This is a genomic window from Microbacterium sp. oral taxon 186 str. F0373, from assembly GCF_000411455.1.
Taxonomy (GTDB): domain Bacteria; phylum Actinomycetota; class Actinomycetes; order Actinomycetales; family Microbacteriaceae; genus Microbacterium.
This window is the reverse complement of sequence record NZ_KE150457.1, coordinates 864,782-883,619: the sequence shown is the minus strand read 5'-3', so window position 1 is coordinate 883,619 and position 18,838 is coordinate 864,782. Positions and strand designations below refer to the sequence as shown.

Genomic DNA, 18,838 nt, shown 5'->3' with positions numbered 1-18,838 from the left:
CGGGCTGGCGGGGGCGTTCGCGTCTCCGGTTACGGCGTGACGACGGGGACGACCAGACCGCCCCAGGTGGCTTTCTCGAAGTCGGCGGTGTCCGGGGACGTCAGGAGCGTGTAGAGAGCCTGCACGCGGGGGTCGCTCTGGAGCTCGGGACGGGTGGCGAGCACGTTGTAGTACTTGCTGTCCGAGCCCTCTTTCAAGATCGCCTGATCGCTGGTGAGACCGGCGGGAAGAGCGAAGGTGATCGTCACGAACGCGGTGTCGACGTCCGGCAGCGCCTGGGGCAACGTCGCGTTCTCGATCTCCTTGAACTGGAAGTTGCGGGGGTTGGCCGTGATGCCGCTGAGGTCGCTGACCCCGTCGGCCACCGAGATCAACCCGGCACCGGCCAGCATCTTGAGCGCGCGTCCCTCGTTGGTCGGGTCGTTCGGGATCGCGATCGACGCGCCGTCCTTCAGCTCGTCGAGCTTCGTGATCTTCTGCGAGTAGAAGGCGGCGGAGGGCAGGTAGGCCTCGCCGACCGAGACGAGGTTCGATCCGGTCTTCTGGTTGAAGTTCGCGAGGAACGTCGCGTTCTGGAACAGGTTCGCATCGATCGAGCCGTCGGCCAGGGCCGTGTTGGGGGTGTTGTAGTCGGTGAACGGCACGAACTCGATCGTGAGGCCGAGCTGGGCGGCACCGTTCTCGGCGACGTGCGCCAGGATGTCGCCGGCGGGGGTTTGCAGCGCACCGACCTTCAGCGTGCCGAGTGCGTCGGTGCCGCCGGATGCCGCGGGGGCGGCCGTCGACGAGCCGGCGCAGCCGGTGAGGGTGAGCGCGAGAGCCGCGCCGAACGCGAGCAGGGTGAGGCGGGGGGTGCGGGACATGGAGGCTCCTGTGTCAGGTGGTGATGAGGGCGGGTGCGGGGCGGGAGGTGCGTCGAGCGAGCCTGCGCGCTCCCCACGCGGCGAGCGACTGCAAGATCATGACGATCGCGAAGATGATCACGATCACCGAGACGATGTGGATCCAGCTGTACTGCTGGTAGCCGTACCGGATGGCGACATCGCCGAGTCCGCCGCCGGCGACCGTGCCGACCATCGCGGAGAAGTTGATGATCGACGTGACGGTGGTCGACAGGCCGAGCAGCATCGGGGGTGCGGCCTCGGGAAGCAGCACCTTCGTGACGAGCTGCCAGCGGCTGGCGCCGAGCGAGGATGCGACCTCGAGCAGGCCCGGGTCGACCTCCTTGATCGCGATCTCGACCATCCGCGCGAAGAACGGGATCGCCACCGCCGACAATGGCACGATCGCCGCCGTCGGCCCGATGAAGGTGCCCACGAGGGCGCGGGTGACGGGGATGAGCGCGACCATCAGGATGATGAAGGGCACCGATCGGCCGAAGTTCACGATGAGATCGAGGACGCGGTTGATCACGAGCCCCGCCGTCCGCGAGCCGAACGGCCGCTGGAGGAAGCGCCCCGGCTCGGTGCCGACGAGCACGACTCCCAGCGGTAGTCCGATCAGGACGGTGAAGACGAGCGAGATGCTCACCATGTAGAGCGTCTGTCCCGTGGCGACGAGCAGCACCGGGAAGAGTTGGGCGTTCACGCGATCCCTCCGTTCTGTGCGGCGGCGTCGGCGCCGCGCAGCACCTCGACGAGCAGGCCTTGGCGGCGGAGGTCCGCGATCATGGCGGCGGATGCCGCTGCGGGCAGCTCCAGGCGGGTGCGTCCGGCCTGGGTGCCCCCGATGCGCTCGATGAGAGCTCCGAGGATCGACACGTCCACCTGGTGATCACGCGCGAGCTGTGCGATCACGGGACGGTCGGCGGTGCCGCCGGCGAAGGTGATGTCCACGACGGTGGCATCCGACGCCACGTTCTGCGGGATCGAGCCGATGGGGAACAGTTGCGCGGTCAGGCGCGAGCCGGGGGTCTGGATCAGCTCGACGAGGCGTCCGCTCTCGACGACGCGGCCCGCCTCGAGGAGGGCCGCGGAGTCGCAGACCGACTTCACGACGTCCATCTCGTGCGTGATGAGCAGCACCGTGAGGCCCAGCTCGGCGTTGATCCGCCGGTAGAGGTCCAGGATCGACGCGGTCGTCTCGGGGTCGAGGGCGCTCGTCGCCTCGTCCGACAGCAGCACGCTCGGGCGCGCCGCAAGGGCCCGCGCGATGCCGACGCGTTGCTGCTGACCTCCGGAGAGTTCATGCACCGAGGCGTGGCACGATGGCCCAGACCGACGAGGTCGAGCATCTCCTGCGCGCGCGCCGCGCGCTGCGCTCGCGGTGTACCGTCGAGCTCCAGTGCGAGCTCGACGTTGCCGCGGACGGTGCGACTGCCGAGCAGGTTGAAGCGCTGGAACACCATGCCGATGCGTCGACGCGCGACCCTCAGTTCGGCGTCGCGGAGGGCTGTCAGCTCGGTGCCGTCGACGCTCACCGTGCCCCGATCCGGGCGCTCGATGAGGTTGACGATGCGGGCGAGTGTGCTCTTTCCGGCACCGCTCTGGCCGACGATGCCGTAAATCTCGCCCGTCGGGATCGTGAGCGACACGTCGTCGACGGCCGCAACGCCGCCGAAGGACCGGGAGACGTGTTCGAGTGCAATCATGTGGGGGGCTGTCGCGGACGGGGCTGGCGCGGGTTCGCAGGCCTGCGCGACGCCTCTCCATCACATCGGTTGTGCATCGCTTCCGCGAAAGCGCGTTACGCAACGTTTCACCTCGGCGCCGTCGCCCGCAGGCCGACGCATTCTCGGGTCCTTCGCCGCCGCCCCGATAGGATGGGGTGTAATCCCTCCTCGACAGAAAGGGAGATCCGCATGCCAGGAATCGTGATCGTCGGCGTCCAGTGGGGAGACGAAGGCAAGGGCAAGGCCACCGATCTGCTCGGTGAGCGCACCGACTGGGTCGTCAAGTTCAACGGCGGCAACAACGCCGGTCACACCGTCGTCATCGGCGATGAGAAGTACGCGCTGCACCTGCTGCCCTCCGGCATCCTGTCGCCCGGCGTGAACGCCGTCATCGGCAACGGCGTCGTCGTCGACCTCGAGGTGCTCTTCGCCGAGCTCGAGGCGCTCAACGCCCGCGGCCTCGACACGTCGCGCTTGAAGATCAGCGCGAACGCGCACGTCATCACCCAGTACCACCGCACGCTCGACAAGGTCACCGAGCGCTTCCTCGGCAAGCGCATGATCGGCACGACCGGTCGCGGCATCGGCCCGACGTACGCCGACAAGATCAACCGCGTCGGCATCCGCATCCAGGACCTCTTCGACGAGAACATCCTCCGCCAGAAGGTCGAAGGCGCGCTCGATCAGAAGAACCACCTGCTGGTCAAGGTCTTCAACCGCCGTGCCATCACCGTCGACGAGGTCGTCGACGATCTGCTCTCCTACGTCGAGCGCCTGCGCCCCATGGTCTGCGACACCGGGCTGCTGCTCAGTCGGGCATTGGATGCCGGTGACGTCGTCGTCTTCGAGGGCGGCCAGGCCACGATGCTCGACGTGGACCACGGCACGTACCCGTTCGTGACCTCCTCCTCCGCCACCGCGGGCGGCGCCTCGACCGGTTCGGGCGTCGGCCCCAACCGCCTCGACCGCATCGTCGGCATCGTCAAGGCCTACACGACACGCGTGGGCTCCGGCCCGTTCCCGACGGAGCTGTTCGACGACAAGGGCGAGTGGCTGCGCAAGCGCGGCTTCGAGTTCGGCACGACGACGGGTCGGCCCCGCCGGGTGGGCTGGTACGACGCGCCGATCACGCGCTACGCGACCCGCATCAACGGCATCACCGACCTCGTCCTCACCAAGCTCGACATCCTCACCGGACTCGAGCAGATCCCCGTGTGCGTCGCATACGACGTGGACGGCGAGCGGTTCGATGAGGTCCCGGTCAATCAGAGCGACTTCCACCACGCGACCCCGATCTTCGAGTACTTCCCGGGCTGGCAGGACGACATCTCCGGCGCACGGAGCTTCGAGGACCTGCCCGTCCCGGCGCAGGAGTACGTGCTGGCTCTCGAGGCGATGAGCGGCACGCGCATCTCGGTGATCGGCGTGGGGCCCGCCCGTGACGCGGTCATCGTGCGTCACGATCTCGTCGACTGAGGTGCGCTTCTTCCTCGGCGGATACTCCGCCGATATGGGCGGCCGCGCGGAGGGCGTCGGAACGCTCCTGGCGGGCAACGCCGATGACGTGTCGGCCGGCGGAGAGCTCGCCCGGCGCACGGAGGTCGCGGTGCGCGCCGACTCGCCGTCGTGGCTCGCGTGGCATCCGACCCTTCCCGTCGTCTACGCGGCTCTCGAGCGGCGCGGTGTGGTGCAGGCATATCGCCGCACCGGCGAGGAGAGCTTCGTCCGGCTCGGTGCTGCCGTGGAGGCCGGCGAGGCCGTCTGCCACATCGATGTCGCCCCGGCCGGCGACGCACTGATCGCGGCCTGCTGGGGCGACGGGCGCCTCGTGCGCATGTCGCTGGATGCCGAGGGTCGCCCGTCGAAGCCGACCGTTCTGGCCGCTGCGTCCGATCCGTATGCTCTCGCCGGCATAGCGCAGCAGACGCGACCGTCGCGCGCGCACCACGTGCGCTTCCTCCCGCGCGACACGATCGCGACGACCGATCTCGGGCTCGATCTGGTGCGGTTGTGGCGGGGTGACCCGGCGCGGGGCTCGCACGACGTCGCTCTTCCGCGGGAGACCGGGCCGCGCCACAGTCGATGGCATCCGTCCGAGCATCTGTTCGTGGTGACCGAGCTGTCGAACGAGCTCTACGCACTGGCCCCCGATGCGAGCGGGCAGTGGCGCGTCGTCGCCGGGGTCGCGCTGTCACCGGGCGCTCTCGCCGGAGACGCCGCCGCAGAGCTCGCCTTCTCGCGCGACGGTCGCTTCGTCTACGCGGGGCTGCGCGGTTCGAACACGATCGCCGTCGTGGAGGTGCGCGGTGACGGGGCCCAGCTGCGTCCGATCGCGCTCGTCGACTCCGGCGTGGACGGGCCGCGGCATCACGTCGTCGTGCGCGACACCCTCCTCGTGGCGGGTCAGCGCTCCGACGAGATCGCCGCGCTCACGCTGGATGAGCGCACCGGGGTGCCGGGGCGCGCCCGACGCTGCGTGGACGCCCCCTCGCCCACCTGCCTGCTCGCGGCATCCTGACCCGCCTGCCGCCGTCGCGGCCCGCCCGCCGCGCCGCGGCGCCCTGCCCAGCGCAGGCGATCTGCCCAGAACAGGCGAACTGCGCGCGAATCGGCCTGCCCTCGGCAGATTGCCTGCGCCCGGCACGCACGTCGGATGCCGAGAGAGGATGCCGAGGCGGGATCAGACGGCGAACAGCTCGCTGCGGGGGGTATCGATGAGCGCCGTAATCGGCATCAGCGCGGACCCTAGTGCGACGGTGTCTCCGCCGAACGTCGCCGCGACGAGTTCGAACTGCGCCCCGAGGCGCTGCAGGCAGTTCCGCCGCACCGCAGCGGCGATTCGCTCTGCGCCGTGCTCCATCAGGCGCATGCCGACCCACCCGCCGACGACGATGCGCTCCGGGTTGGTGAGGTTGACGACACTGCCCAGCGCCGCACCGAGCGCGTCGACGGTCTCGTCGACGACGGCGCGAGCATTCGGGTCGCTGTCCGCGGCGGCGAGGAGGGCGCCGATCGCCTGCCATCCCGAGCCCTCGAACGAGCCGCCGCGGGTCTGCCACCCGGCAAGGATCGCATCGGCACCCAGGTAGGCCTCGACACAGCCGTTCTGCCCGCATCGACAGCGGGCGCCGCCGACGTTGATCTTCGTGTGGCCCCATTCGCCTGCGCTGCTGAAAGCGCCGTGGGCGAGCGCTCCGTCGATGATGACGCCGAGCCCGACACCGCGTCCGAGCAGAGCGACGACGGCGTGGTCGATTCCGCGTGCCGCGCCGTACCAGAGCTCGGCCCGCGCCTGCGTCTTCGCCCCGTTCTCCGCGAACACGGGCAGATCCGCGTCGAGATCGCGCGGGATCGGCCACGGCTCCCAGCCGAGACTCTGGGCGTAGAGCACCTGGGCGCCGTCGGGTCCGGTCTCCACGACGCCTGGAAGACCGAGCCCGATGCCGAGGACGCGCGGCCACCGCTCCTGATTGCGCGCGCGCAGCGCAGCGATCGCTTCGACGAGATCGCGGTGGATGTCCTGCGGAGTCTCATCGTGACGTCCGCCGCGGAACTCGCGGTCGACCATTGTCAACGACAGATCGAAGAGCTCGACGGCGACGCCCCGCTCGCCGACATCGACACCGATCGCGTAGGCGCCCTCCGCGCGCGGCGCGATGAGCGAGATCGGTCGGCCTCCGCGGGACGATACCGAGCCGACTTCGGCGAGCAGCCCGTCGTCGATGAGTTCCGACGTGATGTTCGCGGCGGATGCCGCGGAGAAGCCGCATCGCCGGGCGAGATCGGCTCTCGTCGTCTCGCCCTGTTGCAGCACGAAGCGCAGGGCCGCCGCGCGATTCTGCTGACGCAATGTCGTGACGGTCGCCGAGGCTCGCGCCCGGGAGCCGCCCCCCCGGGCCTGTGCACTCATGGTTCGACGATAGCCCGTCACGTGCTGACCTCCAGTCGTCGCACGCGCATGCGCGCCGCTGCGTTCAGCTGCAGGCAGCCGTCGCGCCACTCCACCGATACGGCCTCGGGAACGTCGACGTCGACGGTCCAGGATGCCGGTCGGGACGAGAAGACGAACGAGAGCCGGTTGCCAGCGGCGATCTCGACGGGCGCGTATTCGTCGGGCGCGTAGGCGGCTCCCGCGGTGTGATGCCAGATCCCCTCCGGCAGGGGTGCGGCGACCCGACGGGCGATCGAGTCCTCTTCGAGGTCGTCGACCCCTGTCCACGCGGGGAGGTCCAGGTCGGGGCGCGCGAAGAGCGCATCCAGGACCGGCGTGCGCACCTCGCAGCGGTCGGCCGCCACCGCCGCCAGGTAGTCCTGGAGGGTGCGCCAGGCCAGGTCGGCGTCGATCTGAGCCGTCGGGTCGGCGATCAGCTCCCAGCCCTCCGGTGCTCGAGCCGAAAGGGGGGAGGTGAGTGTGTCGAGCTTCTTCCAGGGCCAGAAGTTCCAGCCGATGCCGTGGCGTTCGTACAGGCGCGTCGCGGCGTAGACCCAGCCGGGAGTGTTCTCGCCGCCCTCGCCCATGTAGATCGGCAGAGCCGACTCGCGGCGCAGCTGCAGGAAGTCGGCGATGCTCGTCTCGTCGGGCGCGCACCAGTACCGGTGGAACTGCACCGCCTGGTTGTCGTCGTAGCGCATCCGCACGGGCTCGGGGTTGGTCGCCCAGTGGCTACCTTCGTACATGAGCAGATGGTGCGGATCGATCTCGCGGATCGCCGCGGTGAGCTCGCGGTAGAGGGTGATCAGCTCGTCTTGATAGCGGTGCTGCCACTCGTTCGGAAGGGGCTCGTTGAGCAGATCGTAGCCGAGCACCGTCTCGCTGTCGCGGAAGCGACGGGCGATCTCGCGCCACAGTGCGACGGTGTGCGCGCGGTGCCGCTCCGACATGAATAGCTCGGGGATGCCGTGGGGCGAGTCGTCGATGTTGGTCCCCGTCTGCCCGCCCGGAGCGCCGTGCAGATCGATCAGTACCCGCAGACCGTGGCGTTCGGCCCTGACGACGGCGCGCGTGATCAGAGCGAAGCCGTCGTCGAGGAAGCGGCCGTCGTCGTCCATCACGCCGCGCGCGTTGATCGGCAGCCGCACGTGATCGAAGCCCTGCGCCGCGATGAGGGCGAAGTCCTTCTCTGTGATGAACTCGTCGCGGAACCGGCGCCAGAACTCGGCCGCCCGTACGGGGCCGACGAGCGCGGCGATCCGCGCTTCGATCTGACGCGGAGAGGCAAGCTCGTCGCCGAAGCGCCACATGTACCCTTCGGCGAGCAGCCAGTTGCCGAGGCCCACGCCGCGAAGCAACAGCGGCCCGTCGTCGTCGACGAGCTCGGTGCCGACGGCGCGGACGAAGCCGCGGGGGCGAGGGGGCGGGGTCATAGTGTTCCTCACGGGCGGGGCCTCACTTCAGGCCGGACAGGGCGAACCCTTGGACGACGTAGCGCTGGAAGACGACGAAGACGATGAGGATGGGCACGACCATCAGCGTCGAGGCCGCCATCTGCAGCGACGGGTTGGTGGAGATCTGCTGATTGAGCAGCGAGATGCCCACCGAGAGCGTGTACAGGCCCTGGTCGTTGGCGATGATCAGCGGCCACAGGAAGCTGTTCCACCCGGCGATGAAGGTGAGGACCACCTGGACGGCGAGGATCGGTCCCGACATGGGCAGGATGATCCGGAAGAAGATGCGCCATTCGCCGGCGCCGTCCATCCGCGCCGCTTCGAGGATCTCGGTCGGGATCGTGGCCATGAACTGGCGGAAGAGGAACACGGCGAAACCCGACACCAGCATCGGCAGCGCGATGCCGATGAGCGTGTTGGTGAGCTTCATCCCGTTGAGGATGAGGTAGCTCGGGATCATCGTGACCTGACCCGGGATCATCATCGGGACCAGCACGAGGAAGAACAGGGCATCCCTGCCGGGGAAGTCGAACTTCGCGAAGCCGTAGCCGGCTGCCGCCATCAGCAGCAGACCGACCATGCAGATGATGACGATGAGCAGTGTGTTCAGGAGGTAGCGTCCGAAATCCAGCTCGGTGAACAGCTGGACGAAGTACTCGAATGTCGGATTGCGCGGCATTAGCTGCGGGGGGAACGCGACGGACTCGCTGCGCGGCTTCACCGAGGCGAAGATCATCCACAGGAACGGGAACGCGGTGATCAGCGCGCCGACGGTGAGGAGCGCGCCGATCACGATGGTGCCGGTGCGTCCGCGGCGCCGTCCCGGGCGCACGACGCGCGACGCGGACGGATGCGAGGCGAGGCGCCGTCCGCCGCGGGTGACGAGCTCAGTGGTCGACATCGGACCTCCTCAGACGCAGCTGGACGACCGTGATGGTCGCGATGATCGCGACGAGGACGATCGAGCCCGCGCTCGCATAGCCGAACTGACTCGACGAGAAGCCCTTCTGATAGAGGAAGAGCGCGATGGATGTCGAGGACCCGAGCGGGCCGCCCTTGGTGAGCACGAAGGGCTCGTCGAAGAACTGCAGCCACGCGATGACGGTGGTGATCGTGACGAAGAAGATGGCGAAGCGCAGCAGCGGGAGGATGATCGAGAAGATCCGTCGCAGCCCGGACGCGCCGTCGATCGCCGCCGCCTCCAGGTACTCCTTCGGCACGCCCTGCAACGCGGCGAGGAAGATGATCACGTTCAGCCCCAGGCCGCGCCAGACGGCGACGAGCCCGACGGAGAACTTCACCACCGTGGGGTCGGAGAGCCAGGGAACCGGCGGCAGCCCGACGAGCGAGAGCAGGTAGTTGAACAGGCCGAACTGCGTGTTGTAGAGGTAGCCCCAGACGAGGGCCACGGCGACGATGGCGGTGATGGCCGGGACGAAATAGAACGAGCGCAGTGCGCGGAAGAAGCGGCCCTGCGACCTGTTGAGCGCGAGCGCGATCGCCAGTGAGAGGACGATCACGCTGGGCACGCCGACGACCGCGAACAGCGCCGTGTTTCCGAGTGCCTGCCAGAAGTCAGGGTCCGCGAACAGCGCCGTGTAGTTGTCGGCGCCGATGAAGTGAATGCGCGACCAGTTGCCCAGGCCCGCGAGGTTCATGTCGGTGAAGCTCACGAGGAGCGCCACGGCGATCGGCAGGATGCCGAAGACGATGAGCAGGAGCATCGCTGGAGCGATGAACGTATAGGGGACGATGCGGTTCTTCATGGCCTCAGGGCCGGGGGTGCGCGGTGATCGGGTCACCACGCACCCCCGGAGCTCAGTTCGCGGGGGTCCCGGCGGTGGTCGTGAACAGCGTCTTCAGTGCGTCCTCGCGGTTCGCACCGGTGAGCACAATCGAGTTCAGCGAGTCGAGCAGCGCCTTCCCCGTCTCGCCGTCCCAGTTCGGTACGAGCGGCAGCAGGCGGGAGGACGCGAGCTGCTTCGTGTAGACCGACACCATGGGGTCACCGGTGAGCGTGGTGTCGGTGAGCGCCTTCTTCACGGTGGGAAGCTGACCGTCGGACTGGTACCAGCTCACCTGCACATCGGGCTGCGACAGGTAATCCAGTAGCTGGAGAGCGCCCTCCTTGTTCTTGGTCGAGCCCCAGATGCCCAGGTTCGAACCCGCGAGCAGCGAGGTGTCCTTAGCTCCCGACGGAACGGTGGTCACGTTCCACTTGCCGGCCAGCTCCGGTGCCGACTGCGAGATGGCGGCTGCGAGGTAGGGGCCGCTGACGAGCATGGGCGTGCTTCCCGTGATGAAGCCCTGCGTCTGGTCGAAGTCGCTGTTCGTCGGCACGCTCTTGTCGGCGTAGAGCCCGGTGTACAGGTCGACGGCCTTGCCGAACGCGGGGGTGTCGAAGTCGATCTTGCCCTGGCTGTCGACGATGTCGCCGCCCTGGTCCCACGTCATGATGACAGGAAGCGCGCTGTCCCACTGGGGGATGTAGTAGCCGTACGAGCCGTTGCCGCGCCCCGCGAGGGTCTTCGCGTCGGCGCGCAGCTGATCCCAGGTCGCGGGCGGAGAGCTGATACCCGCTGCCTGGAGGATGTCGCTGCGGTAGAAGAGAACGCGTGTGTCCGACACCCACGGCACGGAGACGACCTTGCCGCCGATGGCTGTCGCATCGCCGGCGACGCCGTCGACGAAGTTGGATGCCGCGAGGTTCTCATGACCGGAGAGCGCGGCGTCGTCGAGCGTGAGCAGCGCGCCGCTGTCGGCGTACGTGCGCAGCTTGGAGAGTCCGATCTGCAGCACATCGGGGCCGCCGCCGGAGGCGACGGCCGTCGTGAACTTCTGGTCGACGCTGTCCCAGGGGATGGCGACGGTCTTCACGTCGATCCCCGTCTTGTCTTCGAACGGCTTGACCAGCGCATCGAAGTGGGCCGAGCTGTCGCCCATGACCCAGACGGTCAGTTCCTTCGGGGCGGTGCCGCTGTCGCCGGGTGCGGATGACGAGCATCCGGCGAGGGTGGCTGCGGTCACGGCGGTGACGCCCAGAGCGATCCAGCGCATTCTCTTCATCGAGATGTCCTTTCGGGGTGCAGGAGGTGCGATGCCGAATCGGGATTCGGCGGCGAGAGGACGGGAGCAGACGTCGTCGTCCTTTCTCTAAGCCTTAGATTAAGGCATGTTCGATGGTGAAGCAAGAGCAGATTCGCCGCACACGACGCAGGGAGTCGCGACCCGCGCGACCCCCTGCATCGATCGCGCTCAGTAGGACGAGTAGACCGTCACCTCGTCGATCGACCACCACTGCGGCGCGACACCGGTCTGCGTGATCCGGATGTAGCGCGCACTCGCCGGTGCGATCGAGATCGGCCGCTTCCACCCATAGGCGATACCCGTCGCGGCCGTCGACCACGTCGTGCCGTCGAGGGAGGTCTCCACGGTGAACCCGCGGGGATAGTCCCAGGTCGACGAGCTGTCGGTCTGTACCGTCACCATCGCGACGGTGCGGGCGGCGCCCATGTCGATGCGGTACCACTCCCCGCCCGCCATGGCCTGCCCGCTCTTCCACGATGTGCCGTTCGCACCGTCGATCCCCGCGGCCGGCGAGCTGCCCGCCGCGGTGGTGGATGCCGTCGCGGTCCAGCCGGTGTGGCTCACCGCGGACGGGGCGAACGCCGACAGGCCGCCGGCGTACTTCGCGATGGTGGCGACGAAGCGCGCGTTCTGCGTGAAGTTGGCCGTGCCGAACTGCGACAGCTTCGACTGGAAGGTCGCCGCGTCATCACTGTTGATGACCGGCACCGGCTTGCGATCGTCGTAGTACATGCCCCAGTACGCGAACCCGTCCTCGGCGGAACCCTTGACCTTGTACGACCAGCTCGACCACGACACCTGCGAGGCGTTGAGTCCCGCCATGAACCGCGCCCAGACGTCATCGTTGTAATACAGGGAGTACTCGCCGTAGAGGATGGGCACGCCGGGATTGGACAGCTTCGCGGCCAGCCCGCCCAGCTCGTTCGTCACGAGCTGGTTCTGCGCCGTCCAGTCCTTCGAGTTCGGCATGTCGTACGGGTGGTACTCGTAGACCACGTTCGTCCACCCGTAAGTCGAAGGCGCAGCCAGCTTGTCCAGTCCGAAGAACGCGCCGAGGAAGATCGCGTGATCCGCATCGATGGCGCGCACCGCGGTGTACAGCCGGTTGTAGTAGTCGCTCTTCTGCGCCACGTCGTCGCTATCCTCGTTGTAGTCGATCAGCGGCTCGTTGATGAGGTCGTAGCCGGCGACAGCGGGGTTGCCGTTGTAGCGCGTCGCGATCTTCTTCCAGATGTCCTCGACCCAGTTCTGATACGTCGCGCTGCCCCAGAACCCGTTGGGATTCGGGCCGATGCGACCGCATGAACCCCACGGGCAGCCGCCGCCCGGCACCGTGTGCAGGTCGATGAGGACGTAGATTCCGCGCGCTGCGGCCTCGTTCACGACCCAGTCGATCTTCGACCAGGGGTTCGACTTCCAGGTGCCGTCGAGGTTCAGGAACACGTTCCACCCGATCGGCACGCGGATGAAGTTCATCCCCGTGGCCTGGATCGTGTCGAGGTCGTTCGCCGTGAACCAGGTGTCCTGGTGCGTGCCGACGACGGCGGCTGTGGTGGCGGTGCCGAAGCGCGCGGTCATCGTGTTGGTCAGCGAGTAGTCGTCGTTGTAGAGACCGGCGGTGAGCTCGCCGATCGACCACCAGTTGCCCGCGCTGCCGGTCTGGGTGAGTCGGAAGTAGCGCGCCGCCTGCGCCGTGAACCCGATCGTCGAGGCCTTCTTGGTTCCCGCGCCGGTGGCCACGGTGCTCCAGCTCGACCCGTCGCGCGACAGCTGGAGTGTGTAGCCGCGCGGCCAGTCGTCCTCGTCGGTGGTGTTCTTGGCCGTGTCGGTCGTGACGTTGTTGAGCGTGATGAGGGCGCCCATGTCCACCGTCACCGACTGTCCCGGTGCCTGCGCGGTGCCGGTGCTCCACCGCGTCGAGGTCGTTCCGTCGAGCATGTTCGCGGGGGAGGTGCCCACCGAGGAGGTGACGGCCCATCCGCCACGGTCGACGGAAGTCCCGCTCGAGATGGCGATCTCCGCGACCGACCACCACTGCGACGAGGTGCCGTTCGAGGTGATCCGCAGATAGCGACCGTTCTTGGATCCCTGGAAGTCGGCCTGCACCACACGGTTCGCGCCGTACCCGCTTGCCACCTTCGTCCAGCTCGCGTTGTCGTACGACGTGAAAACGTCGTACACCCGGGGATAGTCGTTCGCCGTGGCCGCGCCGGCGTCGAACAGCACCTTGTCCATGTCGACGTTGCGGCCCAGGTCGACCGTCAGGGACTGGCCGGGCGCCTGCGGGGCGCCGCTCTGCCACACGGTGGAGACGTTGCCGTCGAGCGTCATCTGGGCGTTCGTGCCGGGGGCGCTGGAGGTCGCGGTGGCCGTGTGCGTGCCGTTGAACAGCACCGGGTCACTATAGAGGTTGATCTCTCCGACCGACCACGGCGCCGCGGCGGCGCCGGTTTGCGTGACCCTCACGTACCGCGCCACCTGCGGGCTGAACTTCACCGTCGTGAGACCGTCCGCTCCGGGCTGCGTCGCCACGCTCGTCCACGTCGAGCCGTTCGCCGAGGTCTCGACGGTGAGCGCCCGCGGCCACTGTCCGCCGTTGGCCGTGTTGTCGATCGTGAGCCGGTTGAAGAGGGTGGGCGCCCCCAGGTCGATGCGGATCCATTCGCCGCCGGCCTGGTTCGCTCCGGTCGTCCATCGGCTCGTGCCCGATCCGTCCAACGCGTTTGCGGGGGTCCCCGCCGAGGCCGTCGCGGTCCAGCCGGTGCGGTCGGCGGCGAACTCGCCCAGCGGCGACATCCAATCCTCCTGGGTGAGCCATCCGCCGATGTTCGTGCCGCGGAGGTTCACCGCGGCCCCGGTCCCCGACGACTTCTTCAGGACGTTGCCGCTGGCTTTGAGGAAGTCGGGGGAGGTGAGGGCGGCGGCATGCGCCGCCGCCACGGGTAGGACGGCGGTCGCCGCCACGGCCGCGGCTGTCACCAGCGCGGCGAGAACATGTCGTTTCACGATCCTCCTTGATCAGCGCGGAACCTGACTGGGTTCCGTCGCTGGTCAGCATCGCGAGCCGACGTCTACTTTGTCAAGGACTTAAAATAAGCCCAGCAATTACAAATGTGCTCAGGTCGCGGCATCCTGCTTGGGGATGAAGACCTTCTTGATGATGAGCAGGATCGATGCCGTCACGGGAATCGCGACGAGGGCGCCGAGCAGACCCATGAGCGTGCCGCCCACGAGGGCGCCGATCACCACGAGTGCGCCGGGCACGGCGATGGCCTTGTTCATCACCTTCGGGGTGAGCACGTATGCCTCGAGCTGCATGTAGACCAGATATGCGACGGCGAAGATCAGCGCCGACAGGGGGCTGGCGAAGAGGGCGACCACCGAGGCGATGCCCCAGAACAGCACCGTACCGACGAGCGGGATGATCGTGAGGCAGAAGGCGACCACGGCCATCAGGGCGGGGAAGGGCAGACCCAGCACCGTGTAGAGGATGAAGCTCACCACGGCGTTGAAGAAGGCGAGCACCACCATGCCGCCCAGGTAGCCACCGACGGACTCGGTGATCTGCTCAGTCAGGTCGGCGGTCAGTGAGCGACTGCGCGCGGGCATCAGGCGGTAGAACGCCTGCTTGATCTCGGGCAGCGAGGCGAGGAAGTACAGGCTCAGCACGATGATGATGATCATCCCGGAGATCGTGGTGCCGATGGAGATGCCGATCTGCAGCACGCCTCCGCCGATCGCCGCGAGATGGCCCGGGTCGGTGAGGAACTTCTGCACCTCGGCGACGATCGCGGGCACCTGGTCGCCGAACTGATCGCGGGCCCAGTGGTAGAGGTCGGTCTGCTGGAAGGACGTCACGAGGGTGGGAACGTCCGTGATGAACTGGGCGATCTGGCGCACCACCGTCGGCACGATGAGCCACAGAACCGCGACCAGCAGCAGCGCCAGGGCGAAATAGACGATCACGATCGCCCACGCGCGACCGACGCCGTGCCGCTGCAGTCGCTGCACGACGGGGTTGAGCCCGAGGGCGACGAACAGGGCGAAGGCGACGTAGATCCACACCGTGACCAGGCTCGTGACGGCCATGCCCAGAAGGATCGCCACCAGCCCGCCGAGCGTCAGGAAGAAGCCCACGGCGAAGGGGCGGTTCAGGGTCGTCCACACCGCTCGCCCCGCGTGTGAGCGGTGCGCAGGGGCATCGGATGACGCCGCACTGTCGGCCGGGTTCGCGCGGTCGGAACCCGCCGCGGTCTTCGTGCCGCGCCGGAGCGAACGCGAGCGGGGCTCGTTCGATGCTGCTGCCATGGTCACACTCTAGGGCTGTCAGCGGATGCCGTCCGGAGAGGCGGTAATGTCGGCGAGGACGAGAGGAAGCCCATGACCGACGCCGCCGTTCACCTGCAGCGCCTGCGTGCCAGCATCGACAACATCGACGCGGCGCTGATCTTCATGCTCGCCGAACGCTTCCGCTGCACCCAGCAGGTCGGGGTGCTCAAAGCGGAGCATCGGATGCCGGCATCCGACCCCGCTCGTGAAGAGCAGCAGATCGCGCGTCTGCGTCGGCTCGCGCTGGAGGCCGACCTCGATCCCGAGTTCGCCGAGAAGTGGTTCAACTTCGTCGTCGCCGAAGTGATCCGCCACCACGCCGCCGCCGCGGCCGCCGACTGATTCCTGCGGCCGGGCGACGGCGTCGCCGGGTCAGGGGGTGGCGCGCCGCAGCGTGAGGAACGATGCGGCGCCGAGGACGACCGTGAGCGCAGCCAGCACCGCCGTCAGCCCCATCGGTCCCAGGCCGGCGAGCCATGTCCATACCGACGCCCAGGCATCCATCCGCCCGACGAGCCACAGCGCGGCGACCAGCACGATTCCGAGACCCGACAGCGTCAGCGTCAGGCCGAGAGCCCCGAAGCGGCGGTAGAGCGTCGCTCCCCAGAAGCCGGCCACGAACAGCACCATTCCCACCACGGCGAAGAAGACGCCCGCCCCGACGGGGCCGGCGGTCCACACCCAGTCCAGCGAGAAGAAGTAGCCGTTGACGCCCCAGCCTCCGGTGGCGCGCTCGATCGCGCCGCCGACGGCGAAGACCGCGCCCAGGAGGACGGCTGTCGCCAGGGCCGCGAGCATCGTGCCGAAGAAGAACTCCCGACGGGTGATGCTGAGCGCCTGAGAGAACGGGAACGTGTAGCTCAGCGACATGATGCCGAGGCCGAAGAAGTACCAGATCGGGGCCTGACTTCCGCCGCCGTACTTCGCCCCGCCGTAGGGGATGAGCGCGAAGATCGCGATCGAGAGCACAAGGCTGACGACGAGGATGATCAGCGGCAGCCACACGAACGTGTACTTGTTGACGAACTGCATGCGGGTGACGGTGAGAACCCGGTTCATCGGCGTGCTCCTTCGGCGGGGGTGGTCGCGGCGGCGCTCGCCGCGACCGAGGATTCGGCGTCGTGCTGGGTGAGGCGGACGATCAGCTGCTGCAGAGAGACCGCACCCACCTCGAGCCCGGATGCCGCCAGCTGTGCCCTGTCCTGCGTGTCGAGTTCGCCGAGCAGGGTCGCGCTGGCCACGCGGCCGAGGCTCTCGCGGTGCAGCACCTCGCGCCCCGCGGTGAAGGCGTCGACGGCGACGGCGTCGCCGATGATCGTCGAGGCTCGACCACGCACGGCATCGGTCTCCTCATCGAGGATGATGCGTCCGCGGTCGATCACGATCACCCGTTCGATGAGGTCGGCGACTTCGTCGATGAGATGGCTGGACAGCACGATCGTGCGGGGGTGTTCGGCGTAGTCGGCGAGGAGACGGTCGTAGAAGATCTGGCGCGCGACGGCATCCAGGCCGAGGTAGGGCTCATCGAAGAACGTGAGCTCGGCACGCGAGGCGAGTCCGATGATCACGCCGACCGCCGACAGCTGCCCGCGCGAGAGCTTCTTGATCCGCGTCTTCATGGGCAGCTGGAACGCGTCGATGAGCTCGTCGGCGAGCTCCTGGTTCCAGTTGGGGAAGAACATCGCCGCCATGCGGAAAGCGTGGACGGGCCGAGCATCGTCGGGGTAGCGCTGGCTCTCGCGCACGAAGCAGATGCGCCCCAGCACGCGGCTGTTCTCGTACGGATTCTCACCGAAGACGCTGACCTCGCCGCTCGTCGCGAAGTTCTGTGCGGTCATGATCGACATCAGGGTCGTCTTGCCGGCGCCGTTGCGGCCCAGCAGACCGTAGATGACGTTCTCGTGGAGGGTGAGGGACACCCCGTCCAGAGCAGCGGCGTTCTTGTAGCGCTTGACGAGGTCGGTCACCTGGACGACGGTCATCGGGCGCCTCCTTCCGGGGTCGATGTGGGGTGGGCCGCCGCCTGGTCGCGGACCATGGCAGCGAGTTCGTCGGCGCTGAGGCCGAGCGTGTGCGCCTCCGCGAGCAGGGGCTGGATGAATCGCGCGGCGAAGGCGGCGCGGCGCTCGGCGCGCAGGCTCTCGCGGGCGCCGACCGCCACGAACATGCCGATTCCGCGGCGCTTGACGAGCACGCCCTTTTCCACGAGCATGTTCACTCCCTTCGCGGCCGTGGCCGGGTTGATGCGGTAGAACGCCGCCAGTTCGTTCGTCGACGGCGCGCGGGTGTCTTCGGGAAGGCTCCCGTCCACGATGGAGTCCTCGACGCTCTCGGCGATCTGCACGAAGAGCGCGCGTCCCTCATCGATCACGTGGCCTCCCGGCATCCGGTGGGTTGGTTAGTTACTTGACTAAGTAACCACAGAACAATCGTCTCGTCAACCCCGCGCCGCGTCCAATTTGCGTGCGCATTCAGGCGGATGAAACGGTGGTGCTGGCCCTTCTCGGGGCCGACCCCAGACCAGTCCGTGACCGCTGTCGTGCTCGCAGGCACCGGCGGACGTAGGGTCGGCGGCCTGTGCCCGGACTACGCGCCGGTCGTCACGCAGTGGATCGCCCAGCACCAGGAGTGGGTGGACAGCCTCACGTCCTGACGCTGTCACTCACGAACGGGGTCCGGCGTCGGTCGGGCCCCGCTCGTCGTCGGGCGTCGGCTGCGGACGCTCGAGCTGCAGGGCGACCTTCGTCTCGAGGATCTCGACGGCCTCGTCGGAGAGGGCCAGCAGGCCGTCGACCTCTTCGCGCACGCGCCGGTAGGCCACCTGCCGCTCGGCGGGTGTCGCCGAGTCGTCGAGCGCGACGGTGAGCAGCTGCTGGGCGGTGGCGAGCCGCTTGCGCTCCGTCTCGCTGAACTGCGAGTCGCGCACGCGGCGCGCTTCCCGCTCGGCGAGATCGAAGGCCACCTCGTAGTCGGTCACGGCCGCGCGGTACTCGGCGACCTGATCGGGATTCACCCGGGCCTCGGCCGAGGGCGGGCGCAGGCGGTCGGCGACCTTCTTCGCGCGTAGGAAGGCCGCGGTGAGCGGCTGCCGACCGTCACTCATGGTCGGGAAGGCGATCATCCGGGCGACGTCGAGCTCGTACTCCAGCCAGCGCGCCGTGACGTCGTCGTGCACCGCGAAGAGCTTCTCGAGCTGGTCGGGAAGGGGCGATGGCTTGGTGATCGGCTGCGGGTCGTCGGGACGGGTGACCCGGGTGGACGCGGTGACGGTCTTCAACTCGGCCTTCGCGCGCATCACCTCGAGCCGGCGCGCGTGGCGGCGCTGCGCGAGCACGTCCCAGCGGCGTACGAACCCGCTCGCGATGCCGAGAACGGGGAACACCAGCCACCAATAGTGCTGGGCGAAGATCCAGAACTGGTCCACGG

The 18,838-nt window shown here is 68.2% G+C and carries 18 protein-coding genes and 1 pseudogene; 4 read left to right on the top strand and 15 right to left on the bottom strand.

Annotated elements, in window-relative coordinates:
- Positions 1–29: 29 nt before the first annotated feature.
- From HMPREF1529_RS03980 to HMPREF1529_RS16235, 4 genes and pseudogenes are all read right to left on the bottom strand, one after another.
- Complete coding sequence (locus tag HMPREF1529_RS03980; RefSeq protein WP_005054830.1) at positions 30–863, bottom strand: MetQ/NlpA family ABC transporter substrate-binding protein; 834 nt, start codon at positions 861–863, stop codon at positions 30–32.
- Positions 864–876: 13 nt separating this feature from the next.
- A complete protein-coding gene (locus HMPREF1529_RS03975; protein WP_016463793.1) occupies positions 877–1,587 on the bottom strand; it encodes a methionine ABC transporter permease in 711 nt (236 codons plus the stop codon).
- Positions 1,584–2,003 carry an NIL domain-containing protein gene (locus HMPREF1529_RS16240; RefSeq protein WP_232212097.1) on the bottom strand — a complete coding sequence of 140 codons (420 nt, stop codon included), beginning with the start codon at positions 2,001–2,003 and terminating at the stop codon, positions 1,584–1,586. The genes HMPREF1529_RS03975 and HMPREF1529_RS16240 overlap by 4 nt, the downstream gene beginning before the upstream one ends.
- A 153-nt stretch (positions 2,004–2,156) precedes the next feature.
- Positions 2,157–2,590, bottom strand: a pseudogene (locus HMPREF1529_RS16235) (ATP-binding cassette domain-containing protein); the annotation flags it as partial.
- A gap of 210 nt (positions 2,591–2,800) precedes the next feature.
- Here HMPREF1529_RS16235 and HMPREF1529_RS03965 point away from each other — a divergent pair.
- Both HMPREF1529_RS03965 and HMPREF1529_RS03960 read left to right on the top strand, forming a co-directional pair.
- On the top strand, positions 2,801–4,087 hold the full coding sequence (locus HMPREF1529_RS03965; RefSeq protein WP_036282698.1) for an adenylosuccinate synthase: 1,287 nt from the start codon (positions 2,801–2,803) through the stop codon (positions 4,085–4,087).
- Position 4,088: 1 nt separating this feature from the next.
- A complete protein-coding gene (locus HMPREF1529_RS03960) occupies positions 4,089–5,129 on the top strand; it encodes a lactonase family protein (RefSeq protein WP_016463790.1) in 1,041 nt (346 codons plus the stop codon).
- A 162-nt stretch (positions 5,130–5,291) separates the two neighbouring features.
- On the opposite strand, the gene HMPREF1529_RS03955 is transcribed toward HMPREF1529_RS03960, so the two are convergent.
- The 7 genes from HMPREF1529_RS03955 to HMPREF1529_RS03925 all read right to left on the bottom strand — a co-directional run bounded on the left by HMPREF1529_RS03955 (position 5,292) and on the right by HMPREF1529_RS03925 (position 15,391).
- Entirely contained in the window at positions 5,292–6,521 is a 1,230-nt protein-coding gene (locus tag HMPREF1529_RS03955; protein ID WP_036282696.1) for an ROK family transcriptional regulator, read from the bottom strand.
- A 17-nt stretch (positions 6,522–6,538) separates the two neighbouring features.
- Positions 6,539–7,975 (bottom strand): glycoside hydrolase family 5 protein, encoded by a 1,437-nt coding sequence (locus HMPREF1529_RS03950; protein ID WP_016463788.1) that lies wholly within the window; start codon positions 7,973–7,975, stop codon positions 6,539–6,541.
- A gap of 22 nt (positions 7,976–7,997) precedes the next feature.
- Positions 7,998–8,897: a carbohydrate ABC transporter permease gene (locus HMPREF1529_RS03945; protein ID WP_016463787.1), complete on the bottom strand. Its 900-nt coding sequence runs from the start codon at positions 8,895–8,897 to the stop codon at positions 7,998–8,000.
- A complete protein-coding gene (locus tag HMPREF1529_RS03940) occupies positions 8,884–9,798 on the bottom strand; it encodes a carbohydrate ABC transporter permease (RefSeq protein ID WP_232212046.1) in 915 nt (304 codons plus the stop codon). The genes HMPREF1529_RS03945 and HMPREF1529_RS03940 overlap by 14 nt, the downstream gene beginning before the upstream one ends.
- Positions 9,799–9,814: 16 nt before the next feature.
- On the bottom strand, positions 9,815–11,062 hold the full coding sequence (locus HMPREF1529_RS03935; RefSeq protein WP_016463785.1) for an extracellular solute-binding protein: 1,248 nt from the start codon (positions 11,060–11,062) through the stop codon (positions 9,815–9,817).
- Between the two features lie 189 nt (positions 11,063–11,251).
- Positions 11,252–14,089, bottom strand: a complete 2,838-nt coding sequence (locus HMPREF1529_RS03930; RefSeq protein WP_016463784.1) for a discoidin domain-containing protein — start codon at positions 14,087–14,089, stop codon at positions 11,252–11,254.
- Between the two features lie 111 nt (positions 14,090–14,200).
- Positions 14,201–15,391, bottom strand: a complete 1,191-nt coding sequence (locus tag HMPREF1529_RS03925; protein WP_016463783.1) for an AI-2E family transporter — start codon at positions 15,389–15,391, stop codon at positions 14,201–14,203.
- Positions 15,392–15,463: 72 nt separating this feature from the next.
- Between HMPREF1529_RS03925 and HMPREF1529_RS03920 the strand changes: the two genes are divergently transcribed.
- The gene (locus HMPREF1529_RS03920) at positions 15,464–15,754 is read left to right on the top strand and encodes a chorismate mutase (protein WP_016463782.1); all 291 of its coding nucleotides are present in this window, start codon (positions 15,464–15,466) and stop codon (positions 15,752–15,754) included.
- Between the two features lie 30 nt (positions 15,755–15,784).
- Here HMPREF1529_RS03920 and HMPREF1529_RS03915 read toward each other — a convergent pair whose 3' ends face one another.
- The 3 genes from HMPREF1529_RS03915 to HMPREF1529_RS03905 are packed head-to-tail and all read right to left on the bottom strand — an operon-like array spanning position 15,785 to position 17,783.
- A complete protein-coding gene (locus HMPREF1529_RS03915) occupies positions 15,785–16,471 on the bottom strand; it encodes a hypothetical protein (protein ID WP_016463781.1) in 687 nt (228 codons plus the stop codon).
- A complete protein-coding gene (locus tag HMPREF1529_RS03910; RefSeq protein WP_016463780.1) occupies positions 16,468–17,394 on the bottom strand; it encodes an ABC transporter ATP-binding protein in 927 nt (308 codons plus the stop codon). The genes HMPREF1529_RS03915 and HMPREF1529_RS03910 overlap by 4 nt, the downstream gene beginning before the upstream one ends.
- Entirely contained in the window at positions 17,391–17,783 is a 393-nt protein-coding gene (locus tag HMPREF1529_RS03905) for a GntR family transcriptional regulator (protein WP_016463779.1), read from the bottom strand. The genes HMPREF1529_RS03910 and HMPREF1529_RS03905 overlap by 4 nt, the downstream gene beginning before the upstream one ends.
- Positions 17,784–17,939: 156 nt before the next feature.
- On the opposite strand from HMPREF1529_RS03905, the gene HMPREF1529_RS16385 reads away from it, so the two are divergent.
- The gene (locus HMPREF1529_RS16385; protein WP_269634096.1) at positions 17,940–18,065 is read left to right on the top strand and encodes a hypothetical protein; all 126 of its coding nucleotides are present in this window, start codon (positions 17,940–17,942) and stop codon (positions 18,063–18,065) included.
- 9 nt (positions 18,066–18,074) lie between these two features.
- On the opposite strand, the gene HMPREF1529_RS03900 is transcribed toward HMPREF1529_RS16385, so the two are convergent.
- Positions 18,075–18,836, bottom strand: coding sequence for a hypothetical protein (locus HMPREF1529_RS03900; RefSeq protein WP_016463777.1), 762 nt, complete (start codon positions 18,834–18,836; stop codon positions 18,075–18,077).
- Positions 18,837–18,838: the final 2 nt, after the last annotated feature.